This window comes from Lwoffella lincolnii, assembly GCF_037201985.1.
GTDB classification, from domain to species: Bacteria; Pseudomonadota; Gammaproteobacteria; order Pseudomonadales; family Moraxellaceae; genus Psychrobacter; species Psychrobacter lincolnii.
Window position 1 is genome coordinate 764,935 of record NZ_CP147511.1, and the last position, 21,198, is coordinate 786,132.

The 21,198-nt window shown below is 43.0% G+C and carries 20 protein-coding genes; 12 read left to right on the forward strand and 8 right to left on the reverse strand.

Annotated elements, in window-relative coordinates:
* Nucleotides 1-36: 36 nt before the first annotated feature.
* From tadA to hemE, 6 genes are all read right to left on the reverse strand, one after another.
* Nucleotides 37-567, reverse strand: a complete 531-nt coding sequence (tadA, locus tag WDM69_RS03465; RefSeq protein ID WP_078306239.1) for a tRNA adenosine(34) deaminase TadA — start codon at nt 565-567, stop codon at nt 37-39.
* Between the two features lie 13 nt (nt 568-580).
* Nucleotides 581-1,333, reverse strand: coding sequence for a uracil-DNA glycosylase (ung, locus tag WDM69_RS03470; protein ID WP_338755688.1), 753 nt, complete (start codon nt 1,331-1,333; stop codon nt 581-583).
* A 34-nt stretch (nt 1,334-1,367) separates the two neighbouring features.
* Nucleotides 1,368-3,803: an ATP-dependent Clp protease ATP-binding subunit ClpA gene (gene clpA, locus WDM69_RS03475; RefSeq protein ID WP_338755689.1), complete on the reverse strand. Its 2,436-nt coding sequence runs from the start codon at nt 3,801-3,803 to the stop codon at nt 1,368-1,370.
* A gap of 156 nt (nt 3,804-3,959) precedes the next feature.
* A complete protein-coding gene (locus WDM69_RS03480) occupies nt 3,960-4,463 on the reverse strand; it encodes an ATP-dependent Clp protease adaptor ClpS (RefSeq protein WP_338755690.1) in 504 nt (167 codons plus the stop codon).
* A gap of 38 nt (nt 4,464-4,501) precedes the next feature.
* Entirely contained in the window at nt 4,502-5,290 is a 789-nt protein-coding gene (locus tag WDM69_RS03485) for a hypothetical protein (protein WP_338755691.1), read from the reverse strand.
* 292 nt (nt 5,291-5,582) lie between these two features.
* Entirely contained in the window at nt 5,583-6,749 is a 1,167-nt protein-coding gene (hemE, locus tag WDM69_RS03490; RefSeq protein ID WP_338755692.1) for a uroporphyrinogen decarboxylase, read from the reverse strand.
* A 344-nt stretch (nt 6,750-7,093) separates the two neighbouring features.
* Here hemE and WDM69_RS03495 point away from each other — a divergent pair, with 344 nt between their 5' ends.
* The 7 genes from WDM69_RS03495 (at nt 7,094) to gloB (ending at nt 12,860) form a co-directional block, all read left to right on the forward strand.
* Nucleotides 7,094-7,336: an HU family DNA-binding protein gene (locus tag WDM69_RS03495; protein ID WP_422393270.1), complete on the forward strand. Its 243-nt coding sequence runs from the start codon at nt 7,094-7,096 to the stop codon at nt 7,334-7,336.
* A gap of 212 nt (nt 7,337-7,548) precedes the next feature.
* Entirely contained in the window at nt 7,549-7,938 is a 390-nt protein-coding gene (locus WDM69_RS03500) for a LapA family protein (RefSeq protein WP_338755694.1), read from the forward strand.
* Between the two features lie 21 nt (nt 7,939-7,959).
* Nucleotides 7,960-8,514: an NUDIX domain-containing protein gene (locus WDM69_RS03505; RefSeq protein WP_338755695.1), complete on the forward strand. Its 555-nt coding sequence runs from the start codon at nt 7,960-7,962 to the stop codon at nt 8,512-8,514.
* Between the two features lie 78 nt (nt 8,515-8,592).
* Complete coding sequence (locus WDM69_RS03510) at nt 8,593-9,378, forward strand: hypothetical protein (RefSeq protein ID WP_338755696.1); 786 nt, start codon at nt 8,593-8,595, stop codon at nt 9,376-9,378.
* Between the two features lie 165 nt (nt 9,379-9,543).
* Nucleotides 9,544-10,689, forward strand: coding sequence for a 3-phosphoserine/phosphohydroxythreonine transaminase (serC, locus tag WDM69_RS03515; protein ID WP_338755697.1), 1,146 nt, complete (start codon nt 9,544-9,546; stop codon nt 10,687-10,689).
* A 355-nt stretch (nt 10,690-11,044) separates the two neighbouring features.
* The gene (locus WDM69_RS03520; RefSeq protein ID WP_338755698.1) at nt 11,045-12,058 is read left to right on the forward strand and encodes a LysM peptidoglycan-binding domain-containing protein; all 1,014 of its coding nucleotides are present in this window, start codon (nt 11,045-11,047) and stop codon (nt 12,056-12,058) included.
* 25 nt (nt 12,059-12,083) lie between these two features.
* Nucleotides 12,084-12,860, forward strand: a complete 777-nt coding sequence (gloB, locus tag WDM69_RS03525) for a hydroxyacylglutathione hydrolase (protein ID WP_078306250.1) — start codon at nt 12,084-12,086, stop codon at nt 12,858-12,860.
* Between the two features lie 95 nt (nt 12,861-12,955).
* Here the strand turns inward: gloB and WDM69_RS03530 are convergent, their stop codons facing one another.
* On the reverse strand, nt 12,956-15,427 hold the full coding sequence (locus WDM69_RS03530; RefSeq protein ID WP_338755699.1) for an AAA family ATPase: 2,472 nt from the start codon (nt 15,425-15,427) through the stop codon (nt 12,956-12,958).
* Between the two features lie 109 nt (nt 15,428-15,536).
* On the opposite strand from WDM69_RS03530, the gene lpxK reads away from it, so the two are divergent.
* The 4 genes from lpxK to WDM69_RS03550 all read left to right on the forward strand — a co-directional run bounded on the left by lpxK (nt 15,537) and on the right by WDM69_RS03550 (nt 19,157).
* Nucleotides 15,537-16,715, forward strand: coding sequence for a tetraacyldisaccharide 4'-kinase (lpxK, locus tag WDM69_RS03535; protein ID WP_338755700.1), 1,179 nt, complete (start codon nt 15,537-15,539; stop codon nt 16,713-16,715).
* Nucleotides 16,716-16,791: 76 nt separating this feature from the next.
* Entirely contained in the window at nt 16,792-17,649 is an 858-nt protein-coding gene (gene kdsB, locus WDM69_RS03540; RefSeq protein WP_338755701.1) for a 3-deoxy-manno-octulosonate cytidylyltransferase, read from the forward strand.
* Nucleotides 17,650-18,756: a DNA polymerase III subunit delta' gene (locus tag WDM69_RS03545; RefSeq protein WP_338755702.1), complete on the forward strand. Its 1,107-nt coding sequence runs from the start codon at nt 17,650-17,652 to the stop codon at nt 18,754-18,756.
* Nucleotides 18,757-18,803: 47 nt separating this feature from the next.
* Nucleotides 18,804-19,157 carry a PilZ domain-containing protein gene (locus tag WDM69_RS03550; RefSeq protein ID WP_338755703.1) on the forward strand — a complete coding sequence of 118 codons (354 nt, stop codon included), beginning with the start codon at nt 18,804-18,806 and terminating at the stop codon, nt 19,155-19,157.
* 152 nt (nt 19,158-19,309) lie between these two features.
* Here the strand turns inward: WDM69_RS03550 and WDM69_RS03555 are convergent, their stop codons facing one another.
* Complete coding sequence (locus tag WDM69_RS03555; RefSeq protein WP_338755704.1) at nt 19,310-19,741, reverse strand: RDD family protein; 432 nt, start codon at nt 19,739-19,741, stop codon at nt 19,310-19,312.
* A 333-nt stretch (nt 19,742-20,074) separates the two neighbouring features.
* On the opposite strand from WDM69_RS03555, the gene prfA reads away from it, so the two are divergent.
* On the forward strand, nt 20,075-21,157 hold the full coding sequence (gene prfA, locus WDM69_RS03560) for a peptide chain release factor 1 (RefSeq protein WP_338755705.1): 1,083 nt from the start codon (nt 20,075-20,077) through the stop codon (nt 21,155-21,157).
* Nucleotides 21,158-21,198: the final 41 nt, after the last annotated feature.

Consider the following 21,198-nt stretch of genomic DNA (forward strand, 5'->3'; position numbering starts at 1 on the left):
ATTGCCTAAGAGTAGGTTAAGGTGGTTGGCGGTTTTTTATCGTCGCTTATGAAAAAAGTGTTTTAATAAATCACGACTTTGGCTTTGCATCAGTCCATTTTGTACGCTGATGCGGTGGTTATAACAGGTCAATTGTGCCAAATTAAGCTGACTGCCAAGCATGCCAGAGCGTGGCTCGAAGGTAGCAAACACCAGACGAGATAGGCGAGCATGAATCAATGCACCCACGCACATGGTACATGGCTCTAAAGTAACATATAAAGTGGTACCAGGTGGTAGGCGATAGTTGTTAATGAAGCGACATGCTTGTCGAAGAGCAACAATCTCAGCATGAGCTGTGGGGTCAGCACAACCAATGGGACAATTATGACCACTGGCAAGCACCTTGCCTTGACGAACCAAAACTGCCCCAACAGGCACTTCTGCATGATTGGCAGCCAGTTCGGCTTGTTGTATTGCCAATGTCATAAACTGATAATCAATGGGCAGCCACCATTTTTGTGCGTTTAATGCCAAGGCATGATGATTGTCATCTTGTTGATGCCAATATAGATGGTTTGAGTTCATCGCATCATTTTGGTCATTCTGGCAGTTGCCAATTAATGGGAGTTTTGCCATGTCTTTTTAAATAAGTATTGGTTTGGGAGAAAGGACGAGTGCCAAAAAAACCGCCACGATTGGCAGATAAGGGCGATGGGTGATTGGCGGTTAATATCAAATGTCTGTTCGTATCTATGTATTTGCCTTTTTGCTTGGCTTTTGAACCCCATAAAATGAATACTGTATGCTCTGTGTGGTGATTGACCGCCTCAATCACCGCATCGGTAAACACTTCCCAACCTTGCCCCTGATGGCTACCTGCTTGCCCTTCTGCCACGCTTAAAGATGTGTTGAGCAATAGCACGCCTTGGGTTGCCCAATGGGTCAAATCGCCATGCCGTGGGTAATTAATCTGAATGTCATCGCCCATCTCTTTTAAGATGTTGTTTAGCGATGGTGGTTTGGGTATGGATTTGGGTACTGAAAATGCCAACCCCATGGCTTGTCCTGCCCCATGATAGGGGTCTTGTCCTAGTATCACCACTTTGACTTGTGATAGGGGGGTTAAATCAAACGCTTTAAACATTTGGCTGGCAGGGGGATAGACGATGATGCCATTGGCATATTGCTCACGTAAAAATGTGCGTAATTTATCCATATTGGTGGAAGTCAGCTCGTGTGCCAGTGCGTACTTCCAGTCATCAGGCATGCGAACATTTGCCAAGATGGCGATTTGTTGTTCGGTCAATATGGGGGTAGGAGAAAATGCGCTTACATTGGGTGATAAAGACATGGTCAATCCAAAATTATATCTTGAGTGTGGTCAATCATATCACAACATCTTCCAGTACTGTTTTATCATCATCTAAGGTTTCTGTGATGGTGAGTAACAGACGGCCATTTGGTGCGTGAGCTTGGTTATCCTCATCAATATCAAATGCCACATGCTTGTTGTCATCTGCCCCTGCATTATCTGGCAATAAGCTAAGACGTACCGTACCGCCTGAACTTAAGTGTCCAAACAGTATCATGTTGGCAAGTGGTTTTTTAATTTCGTTTTGTAGCAATCGTTGCATGGGTCTGGCACCCATCAGGCGGTCATAGCCTTTTTCTGCCAGATATGCTCTGACATCATCATTCATCTCTAAGGTGACTTGCTTATCATCTAGTTGTGTTTGTAGCTCAACTAAGAATTTATCCACCACCGATAAGATGACTTTATCATTGAGTGGTGCAAACTGCACGATGGCATCTAAACGATTACGAAATTCTGGGGTAAAGGCACGGTTTAGGGCTTCGGTGTTGTCTTTGGAATGGTCTTGTTGAGTAAACCCCATGGACGCACGGCTCATGTGTTCTGCCCCCACATTGGTGGTCATGATAAGCACCACATGTTTAAAGCTGGCTTGTCGTCCGTTGTTGTCGGTCAGTGTGCCATGGTCCATCACTTGCAATAGTAAGTTAAAGACATCAGGGTGGGCTTTTTCAAGTTCATCTAAGAGCAACACACAATGGGGATTTTGATTGATTTTTTCGGTCAACAGTCCGCCTTGGTCAAAACCCACATAGCCTGGGGGAGCTCCAATCAAACGAGAGGCAGTATGGGCTTCCATGTATTCAGACATGTCAAACCGCACCAGCTCAATGCCCATCAAATTGGCAAGCTGTTTGGCGACTTCAGTTTTTCCCACCCCTGTTGGACCTGCAAACATAAATGAACCAATGGGTTTATCCAAGGGCTTTAGCCCAGCACGAGACAGCTTAATGGCATCTGCCAATGTGTCAATGGCTTCGTCTTGCCCAAACACCAAACGTTTTAAATCACGATCAAGATGTTGCAACGTGGCTTTATCATTGCTAGAGACATGTTTTGTAGGAATGCGAGCCAGTTTGGCAATGATGGTTTCTATGTCTGCCACATCAATTTGTTGTGCTTGTGGTGGTGTTTGTGTGTGGGTATCTGTATTGGTCATATTCTCCATGGTGTTGATGCTGTCAGATTGAGTGGTGGCATTTTTTTGTGTGGTGGTATTTTCGCTTAGGCGTTTGTATGCCCCCACTTCATCGATGACATCAATGGCTTTATCAGGTAAAAAGCGTTCATGAATGTGTTTGGCAGACAGTTTGGCAGCAGCAACCAACGCATCATCGGTGTAGCTGACATGGTGAAACGCTTCATAACGAGATTTTAACCCCCGCAAAATTTCAATGGTGTCTGCCACACTGGGTTCAACCACATCAATTTTTTGAAACCGCCGTGATAAGGCATGGTCTTTTTCAAAGATTTGTCGATATTCAGTAAAAGTGGTTGAGCCAATGCAACGAAGTTCACCATTGGCAAGGGCAGGCTTAATCAGATTGGACACATCCATGTTGCTGTTCATAGATGAACCAGCACCAACAATCATATGAATTTCATCAATAAATAAAATCGCTTTGCCATGTGATTTTAACGCTTCAAGCAACGCTTTCATGCGTTTTTCAAAATCACCACGATACTTAGTGCCAGCAATCAATGCCCCAATGTCTAAGCCATAAATGGTGGTGTCTAACAAGGGTTTGGGGGCATTGCCATTGACAATAAGCCATGCCAAGCCTTCAGCGATGGAAGTTTTGCCCACCCCGGGGTCGCCGACAAGTAAGGGATTGTTTTTGCGACGGCGGCACAAGATTTGGGCGGTGCGTTCGATTTCTTGTTCACGTCCAATCAAAGGGTCAGATTTACCCTCTTTGGCACGTTGGTTAAGGTTATTGGTGTATTCTTTGAGTGGGTCTTTTTCTTTGGCTTTATCACGGTCTTGCTCACCATGGCCAGTCATCATTTTTTGCTTGGCTTTATCATGATGCGACAGATATTGTGTCAGCGACAGACGGCTGATTGATTGTTTTTTTAACAAATATACGGCATACGTGTCGTGTTCAGAGAACATGGATACCAACACATCTGAGCCTTCAACCAAGCGTCTATTGCCCGCTGACTGCACATGAAAAATGGCACGTTGTAAAATACGGTCAAAACTTTGGGTAGGCAGTGGTGGCTGTTCATCTGCATTGACAACGGTGGGTGTGTGCCTGTTAATATAGGCTTCAAGCTCTGTTCTAAGTGTTGTTATGTCCGCCCCACATGCCTTTAGCGTATCGGCTGCATCGGTATTTTCAAGTAATGATAATAACAAATGCTCAACGGTGAGATATTCATGGGCGTGTTGTTTGGCTACGGTCAGAGCCAAACGCAAAGAAACTTCCAAATGACGACTTAGCATGGGTATTCCTTATGATAAAAAATAGATGCTTCCCTAAAATCTGTATGGTCAGACAGTGTAACCTATTCTTTTATTATTCTATCCGTTTATTATGATGGTGGCTTAGGATAAATCAATGTTTTGGCGACCGTTTTTGGTCACTGTTTTTGGCAATCATCATTGATACGGCTCAATTTGTGTCAGTAAAGGATAACCTTCTTTGCGAGCAAGCCCATTGCTGGTTTTTGCTTTAGTTTCAGCGATGTCTTTGGGAAAAATGCCCGCAATGCCCTTACCAAAATGATGAATGCTTAACATGATTTGCACCGCTTCATCGACAGAATGGCGAAATTGAGATTGTAGCACCGTCACTACAAATTCCATGGGGGTGTAGTCATCATTGTACATCACCACCGCATACATGGGTGGCTTAGCCAGTTCAGGCTCAGCAAGCATGATGTCTGTGTCTTTTTTGTCATGGCGGTTGGTGTCATCATGGGCGTAAATGAGATGGTTTTTGTCAGGATATGTGTGACTATGGCGAACAGGCGATAAAGGCAGATGCCAGTCTTGTGCATGGGCGTGATGGTTGGGTATTTTGCTTAACATGGTGATGATGGTTGATTTATTGGTTAATTTGTTGATTGGTTTAATGGTTAATGGCACTGATAAATAACGCATTGTTAATTGAGACGCATTGTTGATTTAATCGCCACCACCTAAGATGGAGAGATGGGGCGTTCATTGGTCTTGGGTATTTCGGCTAATGATAATGGCACATTGTCCTTGCGTTTACCTAATCGCCAGTTATATAACTGTTCTACTTCTTGTCCGTCAGCAGATAAGGTCAGTTTGACCTGCATGGGGTTAAAACCATCTGGCATGATAAAACGACCACGGATACGAGATATTCCATTGATTTGATAACGGCTTGGCTTTAATGGCACATTGACAAAACTGGTGTCGGTGAGCAAATTTAACGTTGGGGTAAGTGGGGTTGATGAACCGTTTTTATTCACCATCAGCACATCAAAGCGATATTCAAACGCATTTTCTGGTAAAGGTTCGATTTCTGCTCCGATGACTTGCAGTCTGATACCACCACTGTCTGCAATCCGTTGATGAAAAATATCCACACTTTGTTGAAGCTGTTCATTGGTGATTTGTAGCTCTTCTAGCTCTTGTCTGAGCTGTGATAAGCTGGTAAGGCTGATATCACGCTCTTGCTTGGCGGTGTCAGCTTCGGTGCGTAAAATGTCGTTTTGTAATTTGATGTCTTGTAATGATTGAGTTGTTAAGCGTTTACCATCAGCGGTAACTTCACTTTCTGTCATGGCATCTAGCTTGCCTTGTTTGTAAGCAAACTGATAGGCAAACACAGCGACCAACAACGCCACTGCCAACATGGCAATGGCAAACAGACTAAGCAAACCTGTCATCATGCCCCAATGACGCAAGCTGTTTGGGGGGGATAAGGGCGAAAGTTTAGACAATCGAGACCGAGTCATGATGAAAAGGCGTTCCTAAACATAAGTGGCAAGATGAATGCAGCATCATTCATACAAAATGATGAGAACAGATAAGCATGATAACCATAAGGCAGATAATAGGGTAAATGAGAATGAATGGCAATAGATAAACGTCCCTAATCCCTTCACTCCCTTCCGTGATGACCCAAAATCATGACCTAAAATCATGGCTCAAACGCATTGCTAAGCTCATCAGCATAAGCATGCTAACATGCCACACTGTCAGCACCCATGCCGAAGCATCGTTAAAGAAGCACAGTGAGTTAATGAGTTAAAGAGCATATTCATGAACCGTATCAATAAACACCTTGGCGTGGTCGGGGTGCGTCCATTGGGTGATGCCATGTCCAAGATTGGCGATATATCCTGTTTTATCACCCTGTCGATAGGCGTCTTGTAACATTAAAGTGGTTTCATGTTTGATGGTGTCTTTGCCACCAAGTAAAGTCAGTGGGTCTAGGTTACCTTGAATGGCTTTAGAGGGTTGTAGTTTTTTATATTTTTTGGTTAAGTGTCTTTGTTCATCGCTTAAAATTTGTCTGGCTTTATCAATGGGCATGGTCCAATCAATGCCCAACGCATCAGCTTGTGAATCCGCTTGAACATTAAGCCACAGACCACCCCCTTTGGTAAACAGCACAATCGGTATTTGAGGGTATTTTTGTTTTAGCTCACTGATGATACGGCGGTTGTACTGATGCGAAAATTCGATAAACTGACGATGTCCCAATGCGCCGCCCCAACTGTCAAACAACTGTAGCACCTGAGCACCTGCATCAATCTGTGCCGACAGATAATCGGTAACCACCACCGCCACGTTATCCAACAACGCATGCAAAAACTCAGGCTTAGTATACATCAGCTCCTTGGTATGGCGATAGTCTTTTGAGCTGCCTCCTTCAACCATATAAGTCGCCAATGTCCAAGGGCTTCCTGAAAAGCCAAATAATGGCACTTTACCATTAAGCTCTTTACGGATACTGGTTACCGCTTGCATCACATAACCCAATGCGTCATTGACATCTACTTTGGGCAACTGCTCAAGGTCAGACTGCTTGCGAACCGTGTATTTAAATTTAGGTCCTTCCCCTGCAACAAAATACAGCCCTAAACCCATGGCATCAGGAATGGTCAAAATATCACTGAACAAAATGGCAGCATCTAACTCAAAGCGTCTTAGTGGTTGTAGCGTTACTTCAGTAGCAAGCTCAGTATTTTTGCATAAGCTTAAAAAGTCGCCTGCTTGCGTTCGGGTGTTTTGATACTCAGGCAAATAACGGCCTGCTTGTCGCATCATCCACACAGGGGTACAATCTACTGGCTCAAAACGTAACGCCCTAAGTAAGCGGTCATTTTTTAAAGGGGCAAATTTATGGCGGTTGGTTGAAGCCTGTGTGGTTGAAGCGTGTGTGCTGGTTGAATGAGACGCTGATGGCATGGGGTTATCCAATAAAAATATAAAAATAAAAGTTGGGCTAAGATGTCAATTTAACATCATAGCTTAAATTTTGTGATTTATAAACAGTCATATCCGTAAGTGACAAACCACAATCAATAAACCACAATCAACAAACCATCAACATGTGAGGCTTTATGACTGGGTGTTTTTGTTTTACTCTTTGGCGTTTGCAAAACGATAGACAATGACATGACATTTATGCCAAAATCATGCCAAAAGAATACCTAAAACACAAAATACAAGAACACAGCGAAACGGAAGCATCATGAATGTGGGTAAATAAATCTGAGTTGATACAACGCATCAGTCAAAATTGTGATAACATGAATGATGACGTGATTGAAGTGGCGGTTAAGCGATTGTTTGAGCTGATGGCAGAAACATTGCAAGATGATGGGCGGATTGAGATACGAGGTTTTGGCAGTTTTTGTTTGCATCATCATCAACAAAGACAATCTCGTAACCCTAAGACAGGTGAACAGGTGATGGTCAAAGCAAAAGCAATACCACACTTTAAACCTGGTAAGGCATTGCGACTTGAGCTAATGGAGTTTGGTTCATGTTAATATAAGTTGGCTAATGGCAACTTGGCTAATACACCTTGATAAAGGTATCTTGAGTGAATCTAATAAAGAATTGGCATAAAGTAGGCATGATAAAAGCAGGCATCATATAGAACATGCCTTAACCTTGTCAGCTTTTTTTGTTTGTTTGTTATTTTTTGTTTGTTATTTTTTAATTGTTTTTGCGTTAACGTTTTTTACTATGAGGGCATCTCATGCGTGTCGTATTGATGGTGGTTTTGGTGGTGTTTTTTGCTTATGCATTGGGCTTGGTGATTGCCAATAGCACCGAGCTTGCGGTGAATTTACTGTTTTATCAAGCCCCTGCGATGAACTTAGGCTTGTTGTTGATTATTGCCATCTCTTTGGGCATTGGCATTTTCTTATCTTTGCTGTGGTTTAAAGTGTTGCAAAATAAATGGGAGATGGGTCGCCTTAATCGTGAAAATACGCATTTAAAAACAGAACTTGCCAGGTTGACAGGAGCGGTAGAACAACAAAATGCCATTATCTCTGAATCAGCCAATCTTAATGTGCTAAAGACCGAAAGCCAACAAGAAAACCAACAGGGTGCGATGGTTGATAAGTCTTCGCAACATTTTTAAGCCAAATTTAAACCAAAATCAATGTTAACCACCAAAATTGATGTGGCAGTGGCGGTGATTCGCCATGATGCCGATGTGTTGAATGATGCCAGCAGTAATGCAGTCAATAGCAATACAGTCAACAGCAATGCAGTCAACAACAATACCAGCTGGTTTTTGCTTGGCCATCGACATGCCAAGCAAGACCAAGGCGATTGCCATGAGTTTGTGGGTGGTAAAATCGAGCCGTCTGAGACCGCAACCGATGCCCTTATCCGTGAAGTACAAGAAGAGATTGGCTTGGACATTCGACAGAACAAATTAACCAAATTGGGCGAGATTGAGCATGATTATCCCAATAAATGTGTCCGTCTGCATGTGTATGAAGTGCGTTTATCTGCTGAGCAATATCATGAATTTAATCAAAGCGTGGCTCAGACTCAGGTGAGCCATCAACATGGACAACCCGCCTTATTGGGCAGATTGGGACAGCCATTGGTTTGGGCCAGTTGGCAAGAGTTGCTTGGTGGACGATATCGTCTGCCAGATGCCAATGCTCAGATATTGACATGGTTATCAGCATGGCATCAAGCGTAATCTTTTGGTCATTTATTTAAACGTAAACAGCTTAATCTTCAAACCTCTTAATACTCAAACCTCTTAATCATCAAATCTATGCCTAATAACGTTCACAGCCCACATGTTAAACACGTCATCTGTCAACGACAGATGTTACATTTGATGGGTATTGATGTGTGGGTAACAAGGCAGAAATCAGACCAAAAATCCATTCAACAATTCAACCAGACCATTTATTTTGAACCAATACAGTTAGCCAAACCGAATAAACAGTCTGTTATTGACAATCAACCAGTAGACAATCGACCAGCAGACAATCAACCCATAAATCGTCAATCAGTAAACGCCGTAGATAACAGCAGTTACCATGCCAACGATAATCAGCTGGCAGAAGGCACGACAATTGGTCATGCGTCTTATGACATATCCAATGACGCATCACAAACTGCTGTCCTAGCATCGCCAACAACAGACACGATGACAGACACAACGGCAGCAGACACGACGGCAAACAGTACGACCGCAGTCAGTTTTGAGTTAGAGGGCTTTAGTTTTAATCATCACAGCATCTTGGTGGATAAAAAACAGCTGACAGCTGAGCAGATTCAACTTTGGCAAAACATCGTTTCTGTACTAAACGGTAAGTCTTATCAATTGAGCTTTCCCATTTGTGTGGGCATGACTGATGCAGAGTATGCTCAGCAAAGTTTAGATGGATTTTTATGCCGATTAGGACAGCAAACCCAACACCCTGTACTGTGCTTAAGTCCATTGCCTAACGGGGTTAATCTTAAAAAAGCGGTTGAGGCCCCATTGTTGGCGGATATGTTGGTAACGCCCAAGTTGAAACAAACATTTTGGCAACAGTTACAATCTGTCTAGGCACAATCTATCTGGGTCATCTAGAGCCATTTGGCAACACAGTTTCAGTAAAGACACAGTTTCAGTAAAGACACAGTTTCAGTAAAGACACAGTTTGAGTAAAAGAAAAGCCAGTTAACTATAAACCATTGAAAACCATTAAAAACCATTAAAGGATTGATGTTTATGACAAGCTTGATTTCATCAGACCAATTATCTTTAGAACAGTTGCATCGATTGCCCAATTTTTCTGCTGGCCCTGCGTCCATACCCACGCCTGTACTGTATCAAGCACAACAAGAGCTGTTGGATTGGCAAGGCAAAGGCGTGTCAGTGATGGAAATGAGCCACCGCAGTCAAGATTATATGCAAATTGCCAGTCAAGCTGAGCAAAATTTGCGTGAGTTGATGGCAATTCCAAATCATTATAAGGTGTTGTTTTTGCAAGGCGGAGCGTCTTTACAGTTTTCTGCCATACCGCTTAATTTGTTGTCATTTAATCAAGATAACAGCGTGGCTGATTATTTATTAACAGGGACGTGGTCAAAAAAAGCCTTTAGTGAAGCCACACGTTATGCCAATTTGGGGCTTGGTAAGGTTAATCTTGTGGCAGATGGTCATGGGCTTAATTATCAGAGCGTGCCAGATAGGCACACTTGGCAAACAACAGACAACGCCAGCTATTTTCACTATTGTGCCAATGAAACCATTCATGGTGTACAGCTGTTTGAACCGCCTAAGGTATCAGCTCCCTTGGTGGCTGACATGTCATCAAGCATTTTATCACACCCCATTGATGTTAATGATTATGGGGTAATTTATGCTGGGGCGCAAAAGAACATTGGGCCGGCAGGCTTGGTGATTGTGATTATCCGTGAAGACTTATTGGGTCATGCCAGTGATTGGTGTCCTGTACTGCTTAATTATCAAACACAAGTCGATGCTGACTCGATGAGTAACACGCCAGCGACTTATTCTTGGTATTTGGCAGGCTTGGTGTTTGAGTGGTTAAAGGCACAAGGTGGGGTTGAACAAATTGCTAAGATTAACCAACAAAAAGCCAAATTGTTGTATGATGCGATTGATGGCAGTGACTTTTATCACAATGGCATTGATGCACAATATCGCTCCATCATGAACGTGCCATTTACGTTGGCAGATGCGACGTTGGATAACGTGTTTTTGGCTAAGGCAAAACAGCAAGGGCTACTAAACTTAAAAGGTCATCGCAGTGTGGGGGGAATGCGTGCCAGCATCTACAATGCCATTGGCTTAGATTGGGTTGAACAATTGGTGGCATTCATGCAAGATTTTGAAAAACAGCATGGCTAATAATCAATGGTAAGCAACCAAAGGTAAGCAACAAAAAATAAGCAATCAAAAACAAGCAACCAAAGACAAACTGGGCATTTGTTGCTTAAATTGGTCAAATGATGTCGATGAATAATCACAAAATCCATGCTTGATGCCCTTTTGGCAAATAATTAAACCCCATTGGGCTGATGTTGCTTGATTTATATGGGTGATTGAGTAAGATAAAGCCATAAACAATCACGGTTAACAGTTAAGTCAATAAAAGCCAAATAGATAACCAAATAGATAACAATGATGCGTCATCACAATGACACAGATAACAGCTGGGCAGATAATCGCTAAGCATTTATAGAATGGTTGATTAGGAGCTGACATGCACGCACACAATACCAAACAACAGACAACAGAACAGCTAATAAACAAAAATCTTGTTCATAAAAGGTTACTTTTATCATATTCAGTGATGGCATCGTTGCTATTTTTCAGCTTGCCAAGCGTTGCTGCTACCTTGCATGAAGTGGAATATGGCGAAACACTGTCTAGCATTGCTCGTCAGTATGACATCAGCATTGATGATTTGGTGCGAGCTAATGGCATACAACGCACCGCAACCATCAAACCTACTCAATTATTAAACATTCCTACTGGCACACAAACATCAGACAGAGCAAGCAATTTTATTGCCACCAATCGTTTTGCCAACCAAACCAATACCAATACGAATAATCGTGAATACACAGGCAATGTGGACAGTTATGTTATTAAAAGTGGCGATAATTTAAGCATGCTTGCTAATCGTTATGGCGTGAGTGTGGCACAATTGGCAAATCTTAACCGCATTAGCCCACAAACCATCATAGTTGCTGGGCAAAAATTGGTTGTGCCAACCACACCAATAAACACCAATCCAACCAGTAACAGAACTTCACAAACCAGAACATCACAAACCAGCACATCACGTCATGTGCCACAAACTGGTTCTTATCAAGGTAACCATCAAGTTCAGCATAAAGTCCAGCTTGGCGAAACTTTATCAGGATTGGCAGCTCGTTATAAAATTCCTTTAACCACCTTGGCATCTGCCAATAATGTACCTACCGATTATATGCTCATAAATGGGCAAATACTGACCATACCAGGCGTCAGTAAGGTCATCACCAAACCGACTGCTGTGCAAGCCAACAGCACAATCAATGCCCCTAAAACACATACCGTCATACCAGGAGAGGGGCTGATTGGCATTTCTAATAAATATAAAGTCAATCTCAGTGAGCTTGCCAGAATCAATGGCATTGGTATTTATGACCATGTGCAAGTTGGGCAAGTGCTAAAATTGCCCAGCAATGCCATGCCAATAGACAGCTTAGACAACTCAGCCACATATTAAGTCAGCCACATATTAAGGATGTGTCATGTTAAGGTTTTATCCAATTCCTGCGTTTAGTGATAACTATATTTGGGCATTGGTCAATCCCAGCAACAAACAAGCTGTCATCATCGATCCTGGGCAAGCTGACCCTGTGCGAAACTATATCAATCAACATGGGCTGGATTTGACCGCCATTTGGATAACCCATAAACACGCCGATCACATCGGTGGGGTATCTGAGCTAAGAGAGTTGTACCCACTAACGCACGTGGTGGCTCATGCCGATCATGGCATTCACCCTGACCAAGAAGTCAAAGAAGGCACAACCATAAACTTATGGGGTAAGACCGCACAAGTGTGGTTGGTGGCAGGACATACCCAGCATCATTTGGCGTATGTGATGGAAGTGGATAAAGTCAAGCATGTGTTTTGTGGTGATACCTTGTTTAGTGCAGGTTGTGGTCGAGTGTTCACAGGTACGGTGGGCGACTTGTATCACAGTTTAGAGCGGTTTGCCAAATTGCCAGATGACACGCTGTTTTATCCTGCCCATGAATACACGTTAAATAACTTAGCGTTTGGCTTATCCATTGAGCCAAATAATATGGCGATGAAACATCACGTGAATGAAATTGAGCAAAGACTGGCAAATAACCAAACATCACTGCCCACCAGTTTAAGTCAAGAGCGTGATATCAATGTGTTTTTACGTTGTGATAAAGACAGCGTGGTTAATGCTGTGGCACAACAAGTTGAGCTTGATGACGATAAACCCTTGACCGTCTTTGCTGCTTTACGCCAATTAAAAGATGACTTTTAGCGAATGCCAAAAGCAACATGTTTGATTTCTCAATATTTTATTGAGAATAACTTGTTGAGAATAACTTGGGTTTTTTGGGACGGTTGTTGAATCAGCTACCCACGCTCATCATCTTGCCATTGTTTTAATTGTTTAATAATCCGCCCTTGCAGACAGTGTTTACTTAGGTTGCCTTTTTTGTTTGTGTTGCTGTAGGGCATTTGGGTCAAAAGTGTCATGGCTTCGCTGATATGACTGACCGCATGGATAACAAATTGTCCTGTTGATACTGCGTGTATCACACGGTCGTCTAGCATAAGGTCGGTGATGTTGGCTTTTGGAATGATGACGCCTTGAATGACGTCTGTGCTGTTCATGCCATCTTGAATCAGCAAATTGTCAGCGGTTGGTCGGTGGTTGACACTGGCGGATTGCTGTTGACACAAATCAAAAAAACTCTCGATTTTCTCATTAATTCCCCCAACCGCTTGTACATCGCCCATCTGGTTCATAGAGCCTGTTACCGCAATGCCCTGATAGATGGCAATTTGCCCCAATGATGACAGCAAAGCACAAGCTTGGGCTAGGGTGGCACTGTCGCCGTCTATTTCACCATAGTTTTGTTCAACTGCCAGTGATGCACTGAAGTTTAATGGACAAAATGGGCTAAATGTGCTTTTTAAAAAATGGCTCATGATTAACATGCCCTTAGCATGCAAATCACCACCCAACTCAACTTCACGTTCGATATCGATGATATCACCATGCCCAACATGTGGCTCTATCACCGCCGTTAGCTGTATTGGCATACCAAACTGGGTATTGGCATGGTCAATCACCGTTAAGGCATTGATGCGTCCTATCAGCCAACCTTGCGTATTTAAATTTTGCTGACCTTGAATAATGTCTTGCCAATATAAAGATTTGAGATAATCAGCTTGCTGTGCTTGAGCCTTAATTGCTTCAATAACATCATGGGCTTCGATGACATCATGGGTTTTGATGACATTGTCTGCTTGGATTTGGGGGGTGTTTTTAGTTTGGTTAAAACGGCTGTTATCGTGATTGGTGGTCATCAAAGTGGTCATCAAACTGGCTTGGATAAGGTGGTATAGTTTATCCATATGCACCAGTAAGCGATTGTGTCCACTTAATCGCACAAAATGACGATATAACTGCCAAATGGCATCGGTTGCCATGGTTGATATGGGGGTTGATTGAGCATCATTTACCGTGTGTTGATGGATATTTAAAGCATTTAACTGTTGATAAACCAGCTGAGCAAAGCCATTTTTGTGAGCTGTGGTTTGTGAGACTGTGTCATCAAATTCAGCACGCACGGTAAACAAACGAGCAAAACTTGGGTCGATTTCACATAACTCATCAAGTTCATCAGCTTCACCAATGGCAATCAATGTGACTGTCATGGGCAAAGTTTGTGGGGCGGTGGGATATGCCAGTGTGTGTGGGTATGTGGCGGTATGATAGTTGATGGGTAACCGTTCTGTGGTCAGCACATCATAAAGCCCTTGGCGTAAGCTTGGTTGTGCCAACAAATCCACCAATCGTATTAATAAAAACCCACCTTGCGACTTAAGCAGCTTGCCCATATGCCAATAAGCATGGCAATTTGTGTGGCAATGAGTCATATAAGGTGAATGGGGCAGATGCGTGGCGTTCATATCAGTCAGACTGTCGATGTCATTGGCTGTGTGTTGACTGATGCTTGGTTGACTGACGCTTGGCAAAATCACACCGCCAAGCACATCTAAGGGGGTTGCTGGTTGGGCGGTATGTATGGGTGGTGAATGCTCGGTCAATGGAGATAAATAAATAAAAAATCGCTGTTTTATCTGTTCTGTTTTTGGCATTGCATTTACCATCATTGGTGAATGTTCAATGCTCTGTTGCATGGTTTTGATAAACCTTTGCCATGATGGTGTTGGCAGTGATTCCGCCAACGTTTTTAGGCATATGAAGATGGCATCATCTGCTAATGGCGTGTGAGCAGGGTCATCTTGTGATGGGTAAACAGACAAATGTTGCCAAAATTTATTTAAGTTCTGCTGTAATGATAAATGGGTTTTATGGGTGATGGGCAAATGATGAATGGTAAAGGGTGATTGTGTGTCGATAAAGACCACAAATGACAGTGGTGGGCAATGATTGGCATGAGTTCTTAGCCATGCTTTAATAAATGCACTTTTGCCCATGCCATGGGTGCCTAATAACAGAGTATGGGCATGGATTTGTATGGATTTTTTATCAGCAGGTAAGTCAAATGATTGACAGTGATGTGCGTGTAACTGATGTGCGTGTAACTTATGCGTGTGTAACTTATGCGTGTGTAATTGGGTCATCAGCGTTAAGGCATTGGTTATCCTTGGCTGAGCAAATAAGGGATTATTTGCTAAATTGAGCGTGTCTGTTTTTGGCTGATTGGTTGTTGGCTTAGTTATTGGCTTAGTTGTTGGCTTAAAAGCGGTTTGGTCTGTTGTGATATTGAGTAAATCGCTGACAGCAACTTGGTGAGTTTTTGTGTTTAGATGGGAGTTGGTGGGGTGTTGATTTATAAAACATTGATTCATGGTGATGGAGTCATGTCAAGGTGGTCTTTAAAATTGTTCTATCAGAAGCAATTTAGTATGATAAAATTTTTACCATGATAGCACATACTCACAAAGTCAGAGCCCATTTATGTCGTTAGAAAGTGTGTTTACCCGTGCATGGCAACAACAGTCAGCATGGTTGTGGGGTCTTGCTCCTTTAAGTTGGTTTTATGGCGGTTTGTTTAAGTTAAACAAATTTTGCCATGACTGTGGCATTAAGGCGGTATATCATGCCCCAGTTCCCGTCATTGTTATTGGCAACATCAATGTGGGTGGCAGTGGTAAAACACCTTTTATCATCGCTTTGATTGAGTATTTACACAAGTTAGGCTTAACCATTGGTGTCATCAGCCGTGGTTATGGTGGACAAGTGGATAAAATGCCATTGTTGGTAACAACAGATAGCTCCCCTGACGTGGTGGGTGATGAACCTGCCTTAATCGTACGACAAACAGGTGTGGCGATGGCGGTATGTCCTAACCGACAACAGGCGATTGAGTTGTTGCTTGAGCATCATGCTGATATTAGGCTGATTTTATCTGATGATGGGTTACAGCATCATGCGTTGCATCGAGATGCTGAATGGATAGTGGTGGATGTGGTGCGTGGTTTTGGTAATCGCCAACTGTTGCCCATGGGATATCTGCGTGAGCCTGTCAGTCGGTTACTTGATGATGTTGGTATGGACAATGCTGGCATACAAACAGAGCTGTTGTTTCATGTGACGGGTTTAGATGGTAACCTTAAATATCACATCACACAACTTGCTCCTAATTTGCACGCATTGCCTTATTTAAGCCAAACCAGCCCCTTGGCAAATATCTCCACCATGACGTTATGCACTGATAACGTGATAAGCTTGAGTGCTTGGGCAAGTCATCATGCTTGGGAAACACAGATGAATGATGATGGACAATGTTTGCAAGCACAAGCGGTGATTGCCATGACAGGGATTGGTTATCCAAAGCGATTTTTTAATAGCCTAAGCAAATTAGGTTTTTCAATCACCCCCGTGATTTTGCCTGACCACCATCAATATGCCATGACAGATTTTATTAAATTAAATCACTTACCTAAATTACCCATCATTGTAACCACAAAAGATGCCATAAAAATCTTTACTCTATTTCATCACATGACTGATGATGAGCGTCAATTTTGGGAAAATTGGCAACAGCGAATTTGGGTATTGCCCATCACCGCTGATTTATCCACAGCGGTTTATCAACGATTGCATCAACAATTACAAGCATTGGCGATTTTGTAACATGACTGACATCGCCTGCATGATGCCTTTGTTACATCATCAGACGTTTGGCGTGAAACATTTAGGAAAATAACACATGACCACCACCACACCCAGTCCAAATACTCAAAAGACGCATCACAAGACGCATATTGTGATTCCTGCACGCCATAAAAGCAGTCGTTTGCCAGGAAAGCCATTATTGCCCATTCATGGTAAACCCATGATTTTATGGGTGGCTCAAAAAGCAAGCTTGGCAACCTTTGCAGATGATTTGACCATTGCCACCGATGACAAACGCATTGCTGATGTGTGCAGGCATGCAGGTTATGATGTGCTGATGACCGATGTTAATCATGCGTCAGGCACGGACAGACTGGCTGAGGTGGTTACCATCAAAGGCTGGGCAGATGATGACATTGTGATAAATATGCAGGGTGATGAGCCGTTAGTACCCCCGTTACTCCTTGAACAGACCAAAAATTTATTGCTAAAAAGCCACGATGCGGTCATGGCGACTTTGTGTGAGCCCATTCATTCATATGAAGAATTGATGCGTCCATCTGTGGTTAAAGTGGTGGCTGATAAACATAACCATGCCTTGTATTTTAGCCGTACTGGCATTCCTTGTAACCGAGAACACGCCTTGGCAATGGTCAATAATCGCCAAACCTCAAATGCTCAAACCCCAGAATTTCAAGCTCAAAAAGCCCCAACCCATGCCTATCGTCATTTGGGTTTATATGCGTATCGGGTTGCCATGCTCAAAGCGTTTGGTGGTTGGCAAATGGGCATGCTTGAGCAGTTAGAAGCCCTAGAACAGCTTAGGGTGTTAGAACAAGGAAAAAAGATAGCGATTGACATTGCCTTAACCAGCTTACCTGCTGGTGTGGACACGCAAGCTGACTTGGATAGACTCAATCAGTTACCACTGACAGCATTTGGTGGTGTGTGAATGACGCCTACAGATAAGATGGTGCGTGGTGATGACTTAGGTTCACAAGCATTTGTAACACAATTACCATGGCAACAACCACTATGGCAACGGCTGACGAGTAAATTCTTGACCAATGATGGCCTACCACATGCCATATTGGCAGGGGGGCGAACAGGCATTGGTAAACGTGCGTTTGTATGGCGGTGGGTGGCATGGCAGTTGTGCCAAAACAAAGCCACATCACCACAGATGGCTTGTGGTCATTGTCAAAGTTGTCAATGGTTGCAGGCAGGTAATCATCCAAATTTGCGAGTATTACCAAGCGACTCATTGCCCATTGCCCATACTGACACATCTGACAAGCGTGTTTATGCAGATGGTACTGGTATCAAAGTTGATGATATCCGCAGTATCCAAGATTTTGCCAATCAAGGCAGTCAAGGCTTGCGTATCATGGTGTTTGTCCATGCAGAAAACATGACCGTGGCAGCCGCCAATGCGTTATTAAAAACGCTAGAAGAACCCAACCCCCACACACAGCTGATATTAATCAGCGACCAACCAAGCAAACTGTTGCCCACCATTCGCAGTCGCACACAAGCATTGCCTTTATCGAACATTCCTTTATCTGTTGCCAAAGCATACGTTTCGACTGCTTTGGCTGATAAAACCGACGCACAGATAAGCCAACTGCTCACCTTAACAGACAATGCCCCAATGGCGGCAATTGAGTTGGCACAAAAACGCTGGTATCAGATGCAATCTGAGTGGCTTGGTACTTGGCAAGCACTGGCCAGCCAAAAACGCACCCCTGTGCAGGCAAGTGATTATTGGCAAAGTCATCTGCCCTTAATGGAATTTATTGAGCTGTCGTTAATGATGCTTGTTGCGATACAAAAATGGCAATCACAACCATGGCAAGCACAACAAAAGGTCCAACATCAGCCAGATGAGATGAATATTGGCATTGATTTATCAAACATACATTTGCACAACATGCCAAGCTTTACTGCCACCATGATGTTACAAAACCAGCTGTATGACATGCAACGGTCTTTAAGGCAAAATGTGCAAGATAAAATTATCTATGATGCTTTGATGCAAAATCTTGCCCAATTATGGTAAGCTTATGACTGATTTCATCACTGATGTATGGACTAGGAGACACTTTTATGGCAATGCCAGGTCGTGGTGGTGCAGGTATTTTAACCTGTAACATTCAAAATATTGACGTACTTTATGCCAGTTATTTGCCCTTTATTGAACGTGGGGCAATTTTTGTTCCCAGTGACCGCCAACACCAATTAGGGCAAGAGCTGTTTGTGGCGTTTACCTTACCCGGCTCAAGCGAGCGTATTCCTTTAAATGGTAAAGTGGTGTGGCTTAATCAAAAACCCAGTGCAGGTCGTCCAGCAGGCTTTGCCATTCAATTTGGCAATGATGTCATCGGGCAGCAGATGAAAAATGAAGTTGAACGCCTATTGGCAGGTAAGTTGGATTCCCAACAGACAACGTATACCATGTAGCGTTTGGTTTATCCAACTTGATGCACATTTAGCCCCAATAAACATTAGGACATGTCTTAATATGCCGTGGCTAGTGGCTAAATGTGGCTAACTTTAAATTTAACTTCTAAAAAATTTAACTTCTAAATATGGTTGGGTGATGGCATGGTGTGTTAGCTGGCTTTGACAACCACGGTTTTCGCCATTTTATCGTGCCAGCTTTGGTTTTTCTTGTCAAAAATCACCCAAAAATAACCCAAGAAAAACACCACTGCCGAGACGAGATAGCCAAAGTAACGAATGATGCCCTGTGTGGGGGTGATGTGATTGCCTGTTTTTTCATCTAATACTTTAAGGTTAAATATCAGCTTGCCTGGTGTGCCAGCAAACTTTATCCACATAAACACAGACCCCACAAAGGGCAATACCGTATTTATTAAAAAATCAATCACACTTAAATATAAGCTTTCAGACGTAAAATAAGCGTCGCCATAGATGGCATACATGATGGGGAAAATGACCAACATCATGATGATGGCGTCTATGATGGTTGCCAACAGCCTAACACCAAAGCCAGCATAGGTGTAATGAGTGTTATCATTCATATCGTTTAATTCTCCTTAAGTAATCGAACCGATTCGATGTTGTTTTTGAAGTTGTTTTGGGTGTGTTGCCACAGTTTGGTTTTGCGACAATGAAAAAAACGTTAAAAACCATCAATTTGAGCTGAATAATATCGCATAATCATCAAGCTTGGCAACAAGTCAAATAATAAAAATCAGCAGATGCGGTAAAATTATGGCAAAATAGCATGTTGAACAAAAACAGCATGTCTAAACAATGAGTGTCATGCGATGGTCATGCGATGACTGAAACGCTGACTGACAATTGCTGACTGACATTTTATGTAATGACAATTTATGGCTTAATGAGAAATTATGAAAGCATCTTTACGAGAAAGCCTTGACCAAATGATTGACCGCTATGAAGAAGTTACCCATTTGTTATCAGATCCTGATGTCATCAACGACAACACCAAATTCCGTGATTTATCCGTAGAGCATAGCGAGCTGACCGACATCACCCATCTTTGGCAACGCTACCGACAAACTGAAGCTGACTTGACCACTGCCCACGAGATGCTAGATGACCCAGACATGAAGCAGATGGCACAAGAAGAGATTGAGAATGCCAAAGTGCAGCTTGCCAGTATTGAAGAAAAACTTAACGTCATGTTATTGCCCAAAGACCCCAACGATAAAGTACCAGCGTTTTTAGAGATTAGAGCAGGCACAGGTGGTGATGAAGCGGCGATTTTTAGTGGTGATTTGTTCCGCATGTATGAACGCTATGCCCAATCACAAGGCTGGCAGGTGGAAATACTGTCTACCAACGAAGGTGAGCATGGCGGTTATAAAGAAATCATCAGCCGAATATCAGGCACTGATGTGTATGGTCGCTTAAAATTTGAAAGTGGGGCTCATCGTGTGCAACGTGTGCCAGAAACCGAAAGCCAAGGGCGAGTACACACATCAGCATGTACTGTGGCAGTTATGCCTGAAGTTGAGATTGATGACAGTGTGGACTTAAACCCAGCTGACATCAAAATGGATACGTTTCGCTCCAGTGGGGCAGGGGGGCAACATGTCAATACCACAGACTCAGCGGTACGATTGACGCACATTCCCACAGGCACGGTGGTAGAATGCCAACAAGAACGCAGTCAGCACAAAAACCGTGATAAGGCCATGAAAATGCTGGTGGCAAAAATTCAGCAAGACAAAGTACAAAAACAAGTCGATGCGGCAAGTAGCTTACGCCGTAATTTGGTTGGCAGTGGCGATCGCAGTGAACGCATTCGCACCTATAACTTTCCCCAAGGACGCATGACCGACCATCGCATCAATCTGACTTTATATAAATTAGATGCCATCATGGAAGGAGATTTAACTGAGCTTTTAGACAGCCTATTGCGTGAACATCAAGCTGATTTGATGGCGAGTGTGAGTGGCGAGAATTGAGTGGCGAATAATTTGTAAATTAACTTTTTTGGAGAATTGTT